General features: G+C 70.2%; 13 protein-coding genes. 9 read left to right on the plus strand and 4 right to left on the minus strand.

All coding sequences use genetic code 11. The annotated features are described in order from the left end of the window. Window positions 1-65 precede the first annotated feature (65 nt). Window positions 66-1,901 carry an RICIN domain-containing protein gene (locus AB0H52_RS14855; protein ID WP_357947870.1) on the minus strand — a complete coding sequence of 612 codons (1,836 nt, stop codon included), beginning with the start codon at window positions 1,899-1,901 and terminating at the stop codon, window positions 66-68. 296 nt (window positions 1,902-2,197) lie between these two features. On the opposite strand from AB0H52_RS14855, the gene AB0H52_RS14860 reads away from it, so the two are divergent. The 4 genes from AB0H52_RS14860 to AB0H52_RS14875 are packed head-to-tail and all read left to right on the plus strand — an operon-like array spanning window position 2,198 to window position 6,993. Beyond that, on the plus strand, window positions 2,198-3,439 hold the full coding sequence (locus AB0H52_RS14860; RefSeq protein ID WP_357947873.1) for an extracellular solute-binding protein: 1,242 nt from the start codon (window positions 2,198-2,200) through the stop codon (window positions 3,437-3,439). Window positions 3,440-3,457: 18 nt separating this feature from the next. Then, a complete protein-coding gene (locus AB0H52_RS14865; RefSeq protein ID WP_151487907.1) occupies window positions 3,458-4,429 on the plus strand; it encodes a sugar ABC transporter permease in 972 nt (323 codons plus the stop codon). Beyond that, window positions 4,426-5,250, plus strand: a complete 825-nt coding sequence (locus AB0H52_RS14870; RefSeq protein WP_278123414.1) for a carbohydrate ABC transporter permease — start codon at window positions 4,426-4,428, stop codon at window positions 5,248-5,250. Before AB0H52_RS14865 ends, AB0H52_RS14870 begins: the two co-directional genes overlap by 4 nt. A gap of 30 nt (window positions 5,251-5,280) precedes the next feature. Continuing rightward, window positions 5,281-6,993 carry a trehalase family glycosidase gene (locus AB0H52_RS14875; RefSeq protein WP_357947877.1) on the plus strand — a complete coding sequence of 571 codons (1,713 nt, stop codon included), beginning with the start codon at window positions 5,281-5,283 and terminating at the stop codon, window positions 6,991-6,993. Here AB0H52_RS14875 and AB0H52_RS14880 read toward each other — a convergent pair. Then, window positions 6,980-8,017: a LacI family DNA-binding transcriptional regulator gene (locus tag AB0H52_RS14880; protein ID WP_151487904.1), complete on the minus strand. Its 1,038-nt coding sequence runs from the start codon at window positions 8,015-8,017 to the stop codon at window positions 6,980-6,982. The genes AB0H52_RS14875 and AB0H52_RS14880 overlap by 14 nt on opposite strands. Window positions 8,018-8,254: 237 nt before the next feature. On the opposite strand from AB0H52_RS14880, the gene AB0H52_RS14885 reads away from it, so the two are divergent. The 5 genes from AB0H52_RS14885 to AB0H52_RS14905 all read left to right on the plus strand — a co-directional run bounded on the left by AB0H52_RS14885 (window position 8,255) and on the right by AB0H52_RS14905 (window position 15,190). Beyond that, the gene (locus AB0H52_RS14885; RefSeq protein ID WP_151487903.1) at window positions 8,255-9,727 is read left to right on the plus strand and encodes an arabinofuranosidase catalytic domain-containing protein; all 1,473 of its coding nucleotides are present in this window, start codon (window positions 8,255-8,257) and stop codon (window positions 9,725-9,727) included. A gap of 88 nt (window positions 9,728-9,815) precedes the next feature. Further along, entirely contained in the window at window positions 9,816-10,544 is a 729-nt protein-coding gene (locus tag AB0H52_RS14890) for a DNA alkylation repair protein (RefSeq protein WP_151487902.1), read from the plus strand. A 269-nt stretch (window positions 10,545-10,813) separates the two neighbouring features. After that, window positions 10,814-11,266, plus strand: a complete 453-nt coding sequence (locus AB0H52_RS14895; protein ID WP_151487901.1) for a hypothetical protein — start codon at window positions 10,814-10,816, stop codon at window positions 11,264-11,266. Window positions 11,267-11,445: 179 nt separating this feature from the next. Continuing rightward, window positions 11,446-14,370: a BTAD domain-containing putative transcriptional regulator gene (locus AB0H52_RS14900; protein WP_151487900.1), complete on the plus strand. Its 2,925-nt coding sequence runs from the start codon at window positions 11,446-11,448 to the stop codon at window positions 14,368-14,370. Window positions 14,371-14,476: 106 nt separating this feature from the next. Further along, window positions 14,477-15,190: a hypothetical protein gene (locus AB0H52_RS14905; protein ID WP_151487899.1), complete on the plus strand. Its 714-nt coding sequence runs from the start codon at window positions 14,477-14,479 to the stop codon at window positions 15,188-15,190. A 22-nt stretch (window positions 15,191-15,212) separates the two neighbouring features. Here the strand turns inward: AB0H52_RS14905 and AB0H52_RS14910 are convergent, their stop codons facing one another. Further along, on the minus strand, window positions 15,213-15,572 hold the full coding sequence (locus AB0H52_RS14910) for a VOC family protein (RefSeq protein WP_357947882.1): 360 nt from the start codon (window positions 15,570-15,572) through the stop codon (window positions 15,213-15,215). A gap of 157 nt (window positions 15,573-15,729) precedes the next feature. Continuing rightward, the coding region (locus AB0H52_RS14915) for a non-reducing end alpha-L-arabinofuranosidase family hydrolase (protein WP_357947885.1) at window positions 15,730-15,999 on the minus strand (270 nt) is incomplete at its 5' end.

Below are 15,999 nucleotides of genomic sequence, written 5' to 3' on the forward strand. Positions count from 1 at the left end.
TGGCTTAGGCGGTGCCGGCGCTGGTCGTGTGCGGGCTGCCAGCGCCGGCGCCTCCCCTGCGGGGCCTATCGGCCCAGGATCCGCCACGTCTGGTTCAACGGGTTGCCCTGGCCGACCGCGTTGCAGGTCCACTGGTGGATCGGCGCGCGTGGCGCGGTGGAGATCGTGCTGACGTCGACGCACTTGCCGCTGTGCCGGGCGACGAGCTGATAGTCGTGCGAGTCGTTGCCGGAGTAGGTCACCCTGCGGAGGGTGAACTGCTGGTTGAGGCCGTTCAGGCAGGTCCACTGGTGCACGGCCGCGCCGTCAGCGGTGGACACGCCGCTGACGTCGAGGCACTTGCCGCTCTGCTGGTTGACCACCGTGTACGTGTTGGCCACGCCGGCGACCGGCCGGAAGTTCCAGAGCTGCTGGTCGCCGCCCTCGCAGTGGTACTGCTGCTGCACGGTGCCGTCGACGGTGCTCAGGCCGGGGTTGTCCAGACACTGCTGCGAGTGCTGGGCCACCGCCACCGACTGGAAGCTCCCGTCCGAGGGCGGCAGCAGGGTGACGGTGTAGGTGTCGGTCGGGTTGGCGTACGGCAGCGTCACGGTGGCGGTGTTGTTCGCGAGCGTGACGACGCTGTTCGAGACCGTGATCGGCCCCTGCACGGCGCCACCGCCATTGTGCGGGATGCGCTGGGTGAGCACCCGGACCTGGTTGTTCTGCACGATGCCGCTCGTGGTGTCCAGGCGCTGCAGGTTGACGGTCAGGTTCCCGGTGGTACGACCACCGCCGACGAGGACCTTCGCTACGCCGGTCGCCTTCGTGGCGTACGCGTCGTACGACTGGCTGGCGGTCACCGACGCGGTCTGCCCGGTCTGGGAGGCGTAGTAGCGGTAGGCCCACCACTCCCCCTTCGGCTGGTGCACGCCGGCCGAGTTGCGGACCAGCAGGTTGCCGAGGTCGTTGTGCAGGCTGCCGCCGCTGGCCCAGTTCGCCCGCAGGCCGTCCGCGCGCGCCCGCTCCAGCCGGGCGATGTACCAGGCGCCGTCGGCGGGGTTCTGTTCGTCGGGCGCGCCGTACTCGTTGATCTGGTACGGCCGGGGGTGGGCGATGCCGCGCGGGTCGAGGGTGGCGTTGGCGGCCGCGACGTTGGCGACCGGGTCACCGGGCAGCGAGTGCCAGCTGATGATGTCCGGCACCGTGTTGGTCGAGCGGACGAAGTCCAGGTACTGGTTCCAGAAGGTGTGCGTGGTCGACGGCACGCAGGCGCAGCTCGGCCCGACGATGAGCTGGTTGGGGAACTCCGCCCGGATGCGCTGGTGGGTGCGGCGCCACAGTTCGAGGTACTGCGAGATCGGCCGGTTCCAGAAGATCGTGATGTTGGGTTCGTTCCAGATGTCCCACTGCACGGACAGCCCGGACGCCCGGACGTCGGCGATGAGGCGGGTCAGGAAGTTGTCGTAGTCGGTCCAGTTGCCGTTGTCGCCGGGGAAGCGGGAGATCCCGGCGCCGTCCGCGCCCCACAGGTCGTGCGGCAGGATGATGAACTGGCCGCCCAGGGCGACGGTCCGGCGAGCCTGGGCGAGCGTGGAGTTCCACCGACGGTCGTAGCTCCCGCCGACCCAGCCGCTGCCGGGCAGTTGCGCCCCGCCGGCGCGCATGTACTGGAACTTGACGTCCCGGTAGAAGTGGTCGGCCGGACCGCTGGCGTTCTCGGTCATGCCGTAGATCCAGCCGGACGCGCGATAGGTCGGCGTACCGCTGGTCGTGGAGAAGTTGACGCTGATGGATTCGTCGGCGGCCCGGGCGGCGGGCGCGGCGACGGTTACGGCGCTGGCGGCGGCGAGCAGGCCGACCACGAGTCGGGCGACGAGCGAACGGGCTCGTCCTGACCTGCCGCGGGACGGGGTTTTCACGGGCGGCTCCTTGGTGGGGCGTGGGGGACGCTCTCCGGAGGCTGCGCTTGCGAATCGATTCGCAGGGATCGTAGGGCCGGACACTGAACCATGTCAATGAAGTGACGCCGCGGTAAAGCTGGTGTTTCCCGGCGTTACGTCTCCGCAGCTGATCACCCCTTGACCGCCGACCATAGACGGTCCTATCTTCGGGCGAACCGATTCGTCGAATCGATTCGCCCCATGGCCGTACCTCGTCCGGCCCGCGGTCACCACCCACACACCCACCTGACGATCGACTTGAAGTGAGGCAGCAGATGACCGGAATCAGCCGTCGACGGCGCCTGGCCGCCGTCGCCGTGATAGCTCTCTCCGCGGTGGCCGGGGCCGCCTGCTCGTCGTCCGGCGGCGGGTCCTCCGACGGTGGCGGCGCCTACGTCGTCTGGGATCCGTACCCGCAGTTCGCCGACGACTCCGAATGGGTCGCGCTGCTCAAGAGGTGCGGCACCTCGGCGGGAGTGACGGTCGAGCGGACCGGCTACGACACCACCGACCTGACCAACAAGGCGCTGCTCGCCGCCCAGCAGGGAAACTCGCCGGACGTGCTGATCGTGGACAACCCGGTGATCTCGACACTGGCCGAGGCCGGCGCGCTCACCACCACCGATGAGAACAAACTGGACGTGTCGAGCATGGCGACGAACCTGCTCGGCGCCGGCCAGCGCGAGGGTAAGACGTACGGCGTGCCGATCGGAGCGAACACCCTCGCCCTCTACTACAACAAGGACCTGCTGACCGCCGCGGGCGTCGACCCGACGGCGATCACGGACTGGGCAGCGTTGAACGCGGCGCTGACCACGGTCAAGGCCAGGGGCAGGAAGGGCATCACCTTCTCCGCGATCGGCACCGAGGAGGGCAGCTTCCAGTTCCTGCCCTGGTTCTGGGGATCCGGAGCACAGCTCACCGGTCTGGACTCACCGCAGGCGGTGGCCGCCCTGACACTCTGGACCGACTGGCTCAAGCAGGGTCACGCCCCCAACTCGGTCATCAACAACACCCAGACCACGAGTTGGCAGGAGTTCGCCACCGGCGACTACGCGTTCGCCGAGAACGGCACCTGGCAGCTGGCCAACGCGGAGAAGCTCGGCTTCGCGTACGGCACCATCGCGATCCCGGCCAGCGCGGGCGGCCCCGCGCCGGCACCGACCGGCGGCGAGTTCGTCTCCATCCCGGTGCAGGACAAGACCGACCGGTACGCCACGTCGCAGAAGCTGGTCGCCTGCCTGCCCAGCGCCGACAACCTGCTCACCACCGACACCACACTCTCCTACGTCGCGCCCGTGGCCGCCGTCCAGGATCGCCAGGCCGCCACCGACCCCAAGCTCAAGGTCTGGGTGGAGGCGGTCCGGGCAGCCAAGGGCCGTACCGGTGACAACCTCGGCACGAAGTATCCGAAGATCTCCGAGGCTCTCTGGACCGCGGTCCAGTCGGCCCTCAGCGGTGGGACGTCACCGCAGGAGGCGCTGAAGGCCGCGCAGGCCGCGGCCGCCACCCGGTAAGCGCGCCGAACCCACACCATGCCCGCCACCACACGGACCTCCACCACCGCACGGGACACCGGTGCGGCGGCCAGCGCCGCCCCCGCCGGGCCTCCCCGGTCCCGCGCCCGCCGACCCCGCCGATGGGCGGCGTGGGGCTTCCTGACCCCGGTGACCGTCTACCTGCTGGCCTTCTACGCCTACCCGCTCTATCGCAACGTCGAGCTGAGCCTGCGCGAGTACACCGTCCGATCGTTCGTTCAGGGCGGCGCACCCTTCGCCGGCCTGGACAACTACCGCACGGTCCTGGCCGACCCGACCTTCTGGCCGACGGTGACGCACACCGTGGTCTTCACCGCCGCCTCGCTCGCCGCCCAGTTCACCATCGGCATGGCACTGGCGCTCTTCTTCCACCAGCACTTCCCGCTGTCGGGCACCCTGCGCGCGCTGATCCTCGTACCGTGGCTGCTGCCGCTGATCGTCTCGGCGTCGACCTGGTCGTGGCTACTCAACAGCGACTCGGGGCTGGTCAACGCCGCGCTGGGCGTCGTCGGGATCGACCCGGTCAACTGGCTCACCTCGCCGGGCTGGTCGCTCACCTCGGTCATCATCGCCAACATCTGGATCGGTATCCCGTTCAACCTGGTGGTGCTCTACAGCGGCCTCCAGGCGATCCCGACCGAGGTGTACGAGGCGTCCGCGCTCGACGGAGCGACCGGCTGGCAGCGATTCCGGTCCATCACCTTCCCGTTGCTGCGCCCCGTCTCCGCGATCACGCTGCTGCTGGGGTTGATCTACACGCTGAAGGTCTTCGACATCATCTGGATCATGACCAGGGGCGGCCCGACCGGATCCTCCGCCACGCTCGCCACCTGGTCGTACCGACTCGGCTTCGGCAACCTGCTGCCCGAGTTCGGTCCGGGTGCGGCCATCGGCAACCTGCTCATCGTGCTGGCCCTGATCGCCGGGCTCATCTACATCCGGATCGAGCGGAGGCAGCACCTGCGATGACCACCTCCACACCCCGGGTCTGGTGGAAGACCGCCGTCGGCCTGGTGCTGACCGGGCTGATGCTCTTCCCCGTCTACTGGATGATCAACGTGTCGTTCACCCGGGACCAGGACATGCGGGCCAGCCCTCCGCACCTGGTCCCGACCAACGGCACGCTGGACGGCTACCGGGCCGTGCTCGACCAGCAGCTGCCGTACCTCGGCACCAGCTTCCTGGTCGGCCTCGGCACGGTGGCGTTGACCGTGGCGCTGGCCGCCCCCGCCGGATACGCGCTGGCGAAACTGCGGCCACCCGGCGGCCCGACGCTGAGCTTCGTCCTGCTGATCGCTCAGATGATCCCGGGAATCATCATGGCGATGGGCTTCTACGCCATCTATCTCACCCTCGGCGTCCTCAACACGCTGCCGGGCCTGATCCTGGCCGACACGACACTGGCGGCGCCGTTCGCCGTCCTGATCTTCACGGCCTTCATGTCCGGAATCCCCGACGAACTGCTCCAGGCGGCGGTGGTCGACGGCGCTGGCCGGCTGCGCACCTTCTGGTCGGTCGTGCTGCCGGTCAGCCGCAACTCGATCGTCACGGTGGCCCTGTTCGCGTTCCTGTGGTCCTGGTCGGACTTCATCTTCGCCTCGACCCTGGCCGGTGGTGGTGACCACCAGCCGATCACCCTCGGCATCTACCACTACATCGGCAACAACAACCAGCAGTGGAACGCCATCATGGCCACCGCCGTCGTCGCCTCCATCCCCGCCGCCGTGCTGCTGGTCCTGGCCCAGCGGTACGTCTCGATGGGCGTCACCGCCGGCGCCGTCAAGGACTGACCAACCGCACCAGAAAGGCAACCGCCACCCATGACCGTCGCCCCGTCCGGTCCGGAGTTCTCCATCCAGGACATCCCGTTCAGCTACCGCGGCTCCTGGCTCAACATCTCCCCGGTGGTAGCCGAGAAGACGTACGCCGACGACCTGCACCTGGTCTCCCACCAGACCGGGTTGCACCCCGTCCTGCGCCTCTCCCCCGAGGTCGCCGGCACCACCGTCGTCGCCACACCCGCGCTGCTGACCTGGCGGACCGGTCCCGGCCGGATCGAGGCCGTCTACGACGGACCGGACACCCTGCGGATCCGGGGTCGCCGGCTCGGCCTGCGGGTAGCCGCGGCCGCGAACACCCTCACCCCGTTCAGCGGCACCTACCTCTACCTCGACCCGGTCGACGGCGCGCACGTGTTCACCTCGTACGAGACGGGACGCCGCTACCGGATCACGGTGCTCGACGGCGCTGTGCGTCGAAGCGGGGGCGTGGAGGCGCTCGGCAGCGCGGACCGGTTCCTGGACCTGCCGGGCGACCAGCCCTGGGAGATCGCGATCGAGGAGTACGCCACCGCCCGCCGCCCGTACACCGCGTCGGTCACCTTCGATCAGCTGCGCCACGACCGCAGCAGCGAGTTCACCGCGTTCGTCGACGCGGTCGCGCCGTGGCGCGGCACGGACACCCCGTCGGCCGAACTGGCCGCGTACGTGCTGTGGTCGGCCACCGTCGCCCCGGCGGGCTTCGTCACCCGACCGGCGGTCCTGATGTCGAAGCACTGGATGGACAAGGTGTGGAGCTGGGACCACTGCTTCAACGCGATCGCCCTGGCGGCCGCCGATCCGGAACTGGCCTGGCACCAGTTCCAGCTGCCCTTCGACCACCAGGACGCCTCCGGTGCCCTGCCCGACTCGGTCACCCACTCGGAGGTTCTGCACAACTACGTCAAGCCGCCCATCCACGGCTGGGCGCTACGTCACCTGCGCCGACGCCTCCCCCAGCCGCCGGACCGGGCGGCGCTGGCGCAGACGTACGACCGGCTGGCGCGCTGGACCGGGTTCTGGCTCGACGCGCGCCGAGCCCCCGGCCACGACCTGCCGCACTATCAGCACGGCAACGACAGCGGCTGGGACAACGCGACCACCTTCGACGACGAGCGGGTCCTCGAGACGGCCGACCTCGCCGCGTTCCTGGTCTCGCAGCTCGGCTGCCTGGCCGATCTCGCCACCGAGTTGGGCGAGCCGGCCGACCGGTGGTCCCGGGAGGCGGAGCGGATCCGCACGGCCATGCTCCGGGACCTGTGGGACGGTGAACGCTTCACCGCCCGCAGCCCGCACACCGGCCGGCGGCGAGCGAGCCGCAGCCTGCTCGACCTGATGCCGGTCGCACTCGGGGCGGACCTGCCCGCCCCGGTCGCCGACGCACTGGCCCGGGGCATCGACGCGCACCTGACCACGCACGGGTTGGCCACCGAACCGACGGACTCGGCACATTACGTCGCCGACGGCTACTGGCGGGGCCCGATCTGGGCGCCCTCGACGGTGCTGGTCGAGGACGGCCTGCGCCGGGCCGGGTACACCGGTATCGCCGACGACATCAGCCAACGGTTCCTCGCGCTGTGCGAGAAGTCCGGCTTCGCGGAGAACTTCGACGCGGAGACCGGTGCCGGGCTCCGTGACCGCGCGTACACCTGGACCGCCAGCAGCTACCTCATCCTCGCCGCTGCTCAGGAGGAGCGGCGGGTCAGGGGTGGGTGACCGGACCGGACCGGCGGGCCCGGACCGGACCGGTGCTGGAGCGCAGGGAGACGGGCGGGCTGTAGAGGCGGTGGCGTGGCACCGCCCCGGGAGCGGCGATGATCTCCAGCAGCAGCGCCACCGCCTCGGCGCCCATCTCGCGCATCGGCACGTCCGCGGCGGTCAACGGCGGGCGGAAGTCCTCCGCCCAGTGCTGCGCGGCCACCCCGGTGACGGAGAAGTCCGCAGGTACGGCCAGCCCGGCGCCGGTCAGCGCACGTTGCATGCCGGGCAACGCGGCCTCGTTGATGGTGGCCACCGCCGTGACGTCCGGGTGCGTCGCGAGCAACTGCTCCACACACGTCTCGCCGGAGGTCGTGTCGTCACCGCAGCAGACGTCGACGCCGGTCAGGCCGCGTTCCAGTACGGCCGCCCGGAAACCGGCCAGCGCGCGATGGCTGGGGCCGTAGCCCGCGGCCACCAGTTCGGCGGAGCGGTTGACCAGGGCCACGTGCCGGTGCCCGAGATCGGCCAGGTGGTGCACGCACCGGGCGATCAGACCGGCGTAGTCGATGTCGATCCAACTCATTGCGTGCGGGTCGGCGATCCGACCGATCGTGACGAACGGCAGACCCGCCCTGGCCAGCCGGGTCACCCGGTCGTCCTCCAACCGGATCTCCATCAGGACGACACCGTCCACGCGACGGCCGGTGACGATCCGCTCGAACGACCGGTCGTGGTCGCCACCGGACGGGGACAGCAGCACGTCGAGATCATGGCGAGCGGCCGCCTCGACGACGCTGGCGACGAAGCCCAACTGCATGTCGGTCAACCGCTGGCTGGCCGGAGGGATCACCAGCCCGAGGGTGCGGGTGCGCCCCTCCTTCAGAGCGCGGGCGCTCGCGTTCGGCCGGTAGTCCAGCTCGTCGATGACCGCCTGGATCCGTTGCCGGGTCGCCTCCGACACCGTCCGTTTGCCGCTCAGCACGTAGGAGACGGTGCTGCGGGACACTCCCGCCCGGCGGGCGATCTCCCCGATGTTCATCCGTCGCCCTCGAATCGATTCTTGCCCCGAGACGGGGACGCGCCACGCTTCCTCCCGAGCATAACCGTCCTGAATTCGGTCCTCGGACGAGCAATTGACCCGGCCGGATTTCGGCGATCTCGCCACTCGGCCAGGTCCGCACCCAGGACGGCTAGCCAGCTCCATTGATGGGCATTAATCTTATAGGTATGACGTGTTACGTCGTCGTGACGTCATCACCACCACCGAAAGGATTCGATGACCGTGAAGAGGAGAGTGAGCCGCCTCCTGGCCACCGCGGGGACCATGCTGGGCCTGGTCGTCGGCGCCGGGGCGTACGTGACCTCGGGCGCGCCGGGAGCCCTGGCCGCCGGCACGGGACCGTGTGACATCTACGCCTCCGGCGGCACCCCGTGCGTGGCCGCGCACAGCACCACCCGCGCGCTCTACGGCGCGTACAACGGCCCGCTCTACCAGGTCCGCCGCTCGTCGGACAACACCACCCGCGACGTCGGCGTGCTCAGCGCGGGCGGCTACGCCAACGCCGCCACCCAGGACTCGTTCTGCGCCAGCACCACCTGCGTCATCACGATCATCTACGACCAGTCCGGCCGCAACAACCGGCTCACCCAGGCACCGCCCGGTCACTTCCCCGGTCCCGCCGCCGGCGGATACGACAACCTCGCCGATGCCAAGGCGGCCCCGATCACCGTCGGTGGCCAGAAGGCGTACGGCGTCTACATCGCCCCCGGCACCGGCTACCGCAACAACACCACCAACGGTGTCGCGACCGGCGACCAGCCCGAGGGCATCTACGCCGTCGTCGACGGCACGCACTACAACCAGTGGTGCTGCTTCGACTACGGCAACGCCCAGACCGACGGCCAGGCCGACTCGCCCGCGATCATGGAGACCGTCTACTTCGGCGCCAACAAGCAGTGGGGCTACGGCGCCGGCGCCGGCCCGTGGATCATGGCCGATCTGGAATGGGGCCTCTTCTCCGGCGTGAACGCGGGATACAACAACATCGCGCCCGTCAATCACCGTTTCGTGACGGCGATGGTCAAGGGCGAGCCGAACCACTGGGCGATCCGGGGCGGAAACGCACAGTCCGGCGGCCTCACGACCTACTTCGACGGGCCACGTCCCAATGGCTACCACCCGATGAAGAAGGAGGGGGCGATCCTGCTCGGCATCGGCGGCGACAACAGCATCACGGGCCGCGGCACCTTCTACGAGGGGGTGCTGACCTCGGGCTACCCGACGGCCGCCACCGAGAACGCCGTACAGGCCAACATCGCCGCCGCCGGATACGCGCCGGCCGGCGGGAGCACGCCGCAACAGAACGTGCAGATCGTCGGCGCGCAGTCCAACCGCTGCATCGACGTTCCCAACGGCACCACCACCAACGGCACCCAGGTCCAACTCTGGGACTGCATCACCAGCACCGCCCAACGCTGGACCTACACCGCCGCCAAGCAACTCCAGGTCTACGGCAACAAGTGCCTCGACGCCAGCGGACAGGGCACCACCAACGGCACCCAGGCCATCATCTGGGACTGTCACGGCGGCACCAACCAGCAGTGGAACCTCAACTCCAACGGCACCATCTCCGGCGTCCAATCCGGACTCTGTCTCGACGCCAACGGCGCCGCCACCGCCAACGGCACCAAACTCATCCTCTGGTCGTGCAACGGGCAACAGAACCAGCAGTGGGCTCTGCGGAGCTGAGCACGGCGACACCTGGCGCTCGGGCCGCCTTCCGCGCACCTGAACGACGGCGGCCCGAGCGGCGGGAGTCGCGATAGGTTGCGTAATCATGGCCACCACCGCCGACGTCCGCCGGGAGCTCGCCCGCCTCGCCGACCCACTTCGCGCCGAGGCGTCGAGCCGGTTCCTGCAGATGACCCCGGGCGGCTACGGCGAGGGCGACCGGACCATCGGTGTCCGGGTGCCGGACCAACGCAGGGTCGCCGCCCGGTACTGGCGCGACCTCTCCCTGGTCGACACGGCCGACCTGCTCCGCGGCGGCGTACACGAGGAGAGGCTGACGTCGCTGCTCATCCTGGTGCGCAAGTACGCCAAGGGCGACGAGGAGGAGCGAGACCGGATCTTCCGCCTCGTGCTGGCCAACACCGCCCACATCAACAACTGGGATCTGGTGGACTCGTCCGCGCCGTACATCGTCGGCCCCTGGCTGCTCGACAAGGACCGGAGTGTCCTGGACCGGCTGGCCGGGTCCGCCCTGGTGTGGGATCGACGCATCGCCATCATGGCGACGTTCGCGTTCATCAGGGCCGGTGACTTCCGGTGGACGTTCCGGCTCGCTGACCAGCTCCTTCACGACCCGCACGACCTCGTTCAGAAGGCGGTGGGCTGGATGCTGCGCGAGGTCGGCAACCGGGACCGGACGGCGGAGGAGGAATTCCTGGCCGGACGGCACCGGGTCATGCCCCGGGTCATGCTGCGCTACGCCATCGAAAAGTTCGAGCCGGAGCGGCGGCGGCATTACCTGTCCGGAAAGAGTTCCTCCACAACTCGGCACTAGCCTCACTCTCGTCACGATCTCCGGCGTGGCCCCTTCTCTCCTCCAGCGGCGGGGGCCACGCCGGTCCCCCGTCCCGGGGCCGAGCGACCGGGACTGGACGGTTCCGCCGCCCGGAGCGAGCGGCCAGGGTTACGGTGAGTCGCGCAGCACTCGCACTCCGCTCGTTCTCGCTCATCGGAAGGTGTGCCGTGGCGAACGATGCTCGCCGGCCTACCCCGGCCGATCCGATGCCGCACCTGACGCGTCGGAGTGACATACCGAGCGAGACGGTGCGCAACCTGCCACCGGAGTTGGGGCCGGACGCCGTCGGCGTTCTGGACCGCCGGACGTTTCTGTTCTCCAACGCGACCGGGGACGTGCCCGTCGGGTCGATCGGCGGCCTCGTCCCGCTGAGCCAGCTGCGCAGCGCGTTCCCCGTCCTGTCGCGCAGAAAGAACCGGACCGGCCCGGTCAGCCTGATCCAGCGACAGTTCCGGTACGGGTTCGGCAACGCCATCTCCCGGGAGGAATCCGACGAACTCCACCGTCGGTGGACGATCCCCGGCCCGGGTCGGCCGTTGTTCGAGGTGGCGTCGGCGAAGAAGGACCCGTCGTCGCCCGCGCAGGTGGACACCGCACGCGGCGACCGGGACCGCTGCTCATCGGGGCGGACAAGGATCACACCGTCCCGGGTTCCGTCGCCCGCAAGGCGTACCGCCTCTACTCCGACTCGCCGGCGGTGACCGACTTCCACCTGTACGACGACCGTGGGCACAGCCTGGTCCTCGACGAGGGTTGGCGGCAGGTCGCCGAGCGTACCCTTGTCTGGCTGCGGGAAGCGAGGCTTCTAGACTTGCCCGCCGGACGGGCGAGCGCGGCACCACGCGGCAGGGCGCACGAATACCGGAAAAGGACCACGCAATTGCCCAGACCGACCAGCACGCCCCGCACCGACCGGGTGAGCGGGCAGGCCACGAGCGACAATCTGCGCTTCCAGATCCTCGGTCCGCTCCGGTTCTGGCGAGACGGCATCGAGGTGAACCCCGGCCCGCAGCAGCAGCGCCTGCTGCTGGCACTCCTGCTCGCCAGGGCGGGGCGACCGATCAGCACGGACAGCCTGATCGAACTCATCTGGGGCAACGGGGCTCCGGCCGCCGCCCGCAACGTCATCCACAAGTACGTGGGTGCCCTGCGGCGGCTGATGGAGCCCACGCTCTCCGTCCGGCAGACCGGCTCGTACCTGCGGCGTCACGGCAACGGCTACCTGTTGACCGCAGGCACCGGCATGGTGGATCTGTTGACGTTCCGGGAGTTGGCCGGGGCCGCCAGGGCGAGTCTCGCCGAGGAGCGCCGCGAGGAGGCCCTGGACCTCTACGTCGACGCGCTCTGCCTGTGGCGTGGCTCCTCGAGTGACGCGCTGGCGTACGGGCCGGCCGCGACGTCGATCTTCGCTGCCCTCGACGAGGAGCTCCTCGACGTGTGCGGAGTGGCGGCCGATCTCGCGGTGACGCTCGGTCAGCCGGCCCGGGTGCTGCCACCCCTGCGGCTGGCCGCGTCCATCGCGCCGTTGAACGAGCAGGTGCAGGCGAGCCGGATCTACACGCTGGCCGCCGCCGGGCAGCAGGCGGAGGCCCTGTCGGTGTTCGAGACGGTCCGTGCCCGCCTCGCCGAGGACCTGGGCCTCGACCCCGGCGAATGCCTGCAGAGGGTGCAACGGCAGGTGCTGGGTCAGACGGTGACGCCGGCCGTCACGGCCGGCGTCACCGGCGTCGCACCCGCGGACACCGCGGCCGGCACCCCCGCACCGCTGACACGGCCGGCGCAGCTGCCACCCGACCTCCCGATCTTCGTCGGCCGCACCGAGGAACTCGCGACGCTCAACGAGTGGCTCACGACGTGTGACAGTGCTCGGACCGGCCCACTGGTCGTGGCCCTGGACGGCATGGGCGGCGTCGGCAAGTCGACGCTGGCCACGCACTTCGCCCACCGGGTCGCCCCCGAGTTCGTCGACGGCCAGTTCTGCCTGGATCTCCGCGGTCACGACGCCGAGGACGCCGCGATGTCGGCCGGGGAGGCCCTGCGCTCGCTGCTGTCGTCCCAGGGTGTCCGGGTGTCGAGCATGCCGGAGACGCTTGAGGCACTCGTCGGGACGTGGCGCAGTCTGACCGCGGGGCAGCGCATCCTGATCCTCCTGGACAACGTTCAGGACTTCACCCAGGTGCGCCCCCTGCTGCCGAACTCGGCGGAGAGTCTGGTGCTGGTGACCAGCCGCAAGCCCCTCGTCGGGCTCGCCGCTCTCGACGGGGCCTACCTGCTGCACCTCGACCCGCCGGACATGCCGACCGCCCGTGCGCTGCTCAGGCGCCGGATCGAGCGCATGCCGGGCCGATCCGCCGCGGACGTCGCCGCGCCCGGCGACGCCCTGGACGAGATCATCGAGCTGTGTGGGCGTCTGCCGCTGGCTCTGGCGATTCTGGGCGGCCGGTTGAGTGCCCGCCCCCGCCTGTCCCTCGCGGCCCTGGCCAGCGAGCTGCGCGACGGCACACAGCGGCTCGCGTCCTTCCCCGGCGGCCGTGGAGTCCGCGATCCCCGGGCCGCCTTCGGCTGGTCGTACCGCCAGCTCAGCCCGGACGCGGCCCGGCTCTTCCGCCTGTTCTCCGCCGCCCTCTCCCCCGGCATCACCGCCGAGGCATGTGCCAGCCTGGCCGGCACTCCGCCGCTGGTCGTTCGTGCCCTGCTCGCGGAACTCGCCGACGCGGCACTGCTCGACGAGGACGACCGGGGGCGCTTCACCTCGCACGTCCTCGTCAAGGCGTACGCGCAGGAGCTGTTCCTGGCCGAGGAGTCCGAGGCGGACCGGCGCGCCGCCGTCACCCGGCTGCTCCAGCACTACCTGCACAGCAGCCTGCACGCCATGGCGGTGCTCAGGCCGAAGGGCTCCCTGGCCGCGCCGCCCCCGGCCGGCGTCGGTGTCGTTCCGGAACGGCCCGGCACGTTCGACGAGGCCGTCCGGTGGTTCGACGACAACCACGAGATGCTCCACGAAGCGGTACGCGTCGCGGGAGACCTCGACTCGGCCATCGTCCCCTGGCAGCTGGCCCTCAGCATGCAGTCGTGGCTTCAGCGCAGCGGGCGGTTCCATGACTGGCAGGACGTCATGCGCCTGTCCCTGCGCTCGGCCCGCAGGACCGGGGACCGGGTCGGCGAGGCACACGCTTTGCGGAGCCTGGGCTGCGCCCGGCACTTCTTCGGGGCCCACCAGGAAGCCCGTGAGCTGCTGTCGGACGCCCTGAAGATCTTCGTGGACAACGACATGCCCCTGGAGCAGGCCGTCGTGCACCTGAACCTGCACCGCACCTACGGCGAACTCGGCCAGCACGAATCCGCGATCGAGCACAGCGAACGGGCCCGGGCGCTGTACCGGACCGTCGGCGTCGAGGACGCGGAGATCTGGACGGCGGAGGCTCGGGGACGGTCACTGGTGCTGCTCGGCGACACCGACCAGGCTCGGGAGTGCCTGGAGAAGGCGCTCGTGCTCGCCGAGAAGACCGGGCGGACGACCGACGAACCCGAGATCCGGATGTCTCTCGCGCGGTATTTCGTCGAGATCGGCCGCCCGGACGACGCCGTGGGGCAGCTCGACCAGGCCGTCCGCGTCGCAGCCGAGACCCGGAACCGGATCGACGTCTTCCAGGCCGAGATCCTGCTGCACGACACCCGGCTGTCCCTCGATGACGAGGCGGGCGCCCGTCGCGCGTGGCGCAACGCCCACGACACCATGGACGCCATGCAGAACGGCGGGACCCCGAGCATGCGGGAGACGATCACCGGCCGGGCGGGACACTGAACCAGGTCCGATCTCCACCCGCGATCCCGCCACCCCTTCAGCGCGAGCGCGGTCCGACGCACTAGCATTGCCGCGGTCCGGGACGGCGATGCTGAAACGAGGCGCAATGGGTTGGCTCCAGCGGTTGCTGGGTGGCGGGCGGGTCCAGCTCGATCCGGAACGGCAGCAGGCGTTGCTACGGGACGTCCACCACGGGTACGGCGCTCATGCGCGGGTCCGGTTTCCCGAGCAGGTGGAGGCAGTCACCGCGCTCCTGAACAGCGATGACGGCCTGGTGGTGGCGACCCGGATCGTGAGCCAGGTCGCCGATGAGGCGCACGCCGACCTCCAGGCCCAGGCCCAGGACATTCACCGGCGGACGGGCCGGCGGCTGCTGGTGAACCGCCGCAACTACCGGCCGCTGTGGAAAGAGGTGGGCCCGGCGCTGCGGTGGCCGCTGTTCGCTCTGCCCTGCGGCTTCCACCCGTACGCGCAACTGGCCGCCGCCGTCACCGTGATCGGCGGCCAGGCGGGCCGTCTCGATCGGGTGACCGACCCGAGCCCGCTCGTGACCCGCGTGTTCGAGGTGCTGGACCTCACCACCGCCGGCTGGGAGTACGGCCGGGTACGGGTGGACGCCGACGCCGCGGCCCTGGCCGATCGACTGATCTCGAGCGCGGCGCAGATCCTCGCCGCCATGGACGACCCGCCCCGGCTGCCTCCCGCGGTCCGGGAGCTGATGCGCCGCAACAACACCCTGGGTGTGCACGATCCGGCCGGACCCCGGGCGGTGGGTGGCTTCAACCTGGGCGCACGGCTGCGGGAACAGCTACTGGCCTGAGGCGGCGCCACGCCCGACGGGGTCAGACGTCGGCTTCGAGGGCGAAGGTGTTGCCGTCCGGGTCCTGGAACCACGCGATGCGTCCGCCTCCGGCCCGCGCGGTGATGCCCCGGGCGTCGTGTTCGAGTTGGTCGTAGCGGACGAACTCGACACCGGACGAGGTCAGCTCGTCGACGATCTGGTCGATGTCGTCGACGTACCACGTCGCCAGCGTCGCCGGGGTCTTCCCGGCGGTGATCGACTGGTACACGTTCAGCGCCGGCCCGCCACCGGAGGCGTAGATGCGGCTGCCGTCGGCGATGGTGGCGCTGGGAGCGGACCGCAGTGCCTCCAGGCCCAGCCTGCCCTCGTAGAAGGCGACCGCCACCTGTATGTCGGACACGGCGACCGAGGCTCTGAGGTGATACGCGCTCAAGGGCATGGACCACTCTGGCACACGTGGGCGTCGATCCGGTTGCGCCGCCCGGAGCCCTGATCGACTCCCCGCACGCGACGACAGGGCGGGCCCGGTGGTGTGCCGGGCCCGCCCTGTCGTGGTGTCAGCGTTGCAGGGTGAGGAGGCCGGGTCGGTAGGGCAGGAGGCCGTAGTCTCCGCCGGAGTTGGGGGATCGGCCTTGGTAGAGCAGTTGGAGGTTGCAGGGGTCGACGGTGAAGGTTTGGTCGGCGTTGGTGCGGATGAGTTCGCCGTGGCTGATGTCGTTGGTCCAGGTGGCACCGCTGTTGGCTTTGCCGGCGAAGGGGTTGTTTTCGGTGGCGGCTTGGGGGGTCCAGGTGCCGCCGAGGCTGGTGGCGGTGAAGGAGCGGAAGTA

The sequence above is a fragment of the Micromonospora sp. NPDC050695 genome (assembly GCF_040654415.1).
Taxonomy (GTDB): domain Bacteria; phylum Actinomycetota; class Actinomycetes; order Mycobacteriales; family Micromonosporaceae; genus Micromonospora.

Excerpts from the sequence above, each read along its gene's own strand:
- AB0H52_RS14870 (WP_278123414.1), top strand. The coding sequence starts at position 4,426 with ATGACCACCTCCACACCCCGGGTCTGGTGGAAGACCGCCGTCGGCCTG.
- AB0H52_RS14860 (WP_357947873.1), top strand. The coding sequence starts at position 2,198 with ATGACCGGAATCAGCCGTCGACGGCGCCTGGCCGCCGTCGCCGTGATA.
- AB0H52_RS14890 (WP_151487902.1), top strand. The coding sequence starts at position 9,816 with ATGGCCACCACCGCCGACGTCCGCCGGGAGCTCGCCCGCCTCGCCGAC.
- AB0H52_RS14905 (WP_151487899.1), top strand. The coding sequence starts at position 14,477 with ATGGGTTGGCTCCAGCGGTTGCTGGGTGGCGGGCGGGTCCAGCTCGAT.
- AB0H52_RS14885 (WP_151487903.1), top strand. The coding sequence starts at position 8,255 with ATGACCGTGAAGAGGAGAGTGAGCCGCCTCCTGGCCACCGCGGGGACC.
- AB0H52_RS14865 (WP_151487907.1), top strand. The coding sequence starts at position 3,458 with ATGCCCGCCACCACACGGACCTCCACCACCGCACGGGACACCGGTGCG.
- AB0H52_RS14880 (WP_151487904.1), bottom strand. The coding sequence starts at position 8,017 with ATGAACATCGGGGAGATCGCCCGCCGGGCGGGAGTGTCCCGCAGCACC.
- AB0H52_RS14875 (WP_357947877.1), top strand. The coding sequence starts at position 5,281 with ATGACCGTCGCCCCGTCCGGTCCGGAGTTCTCCATCCAGGACATCCCG.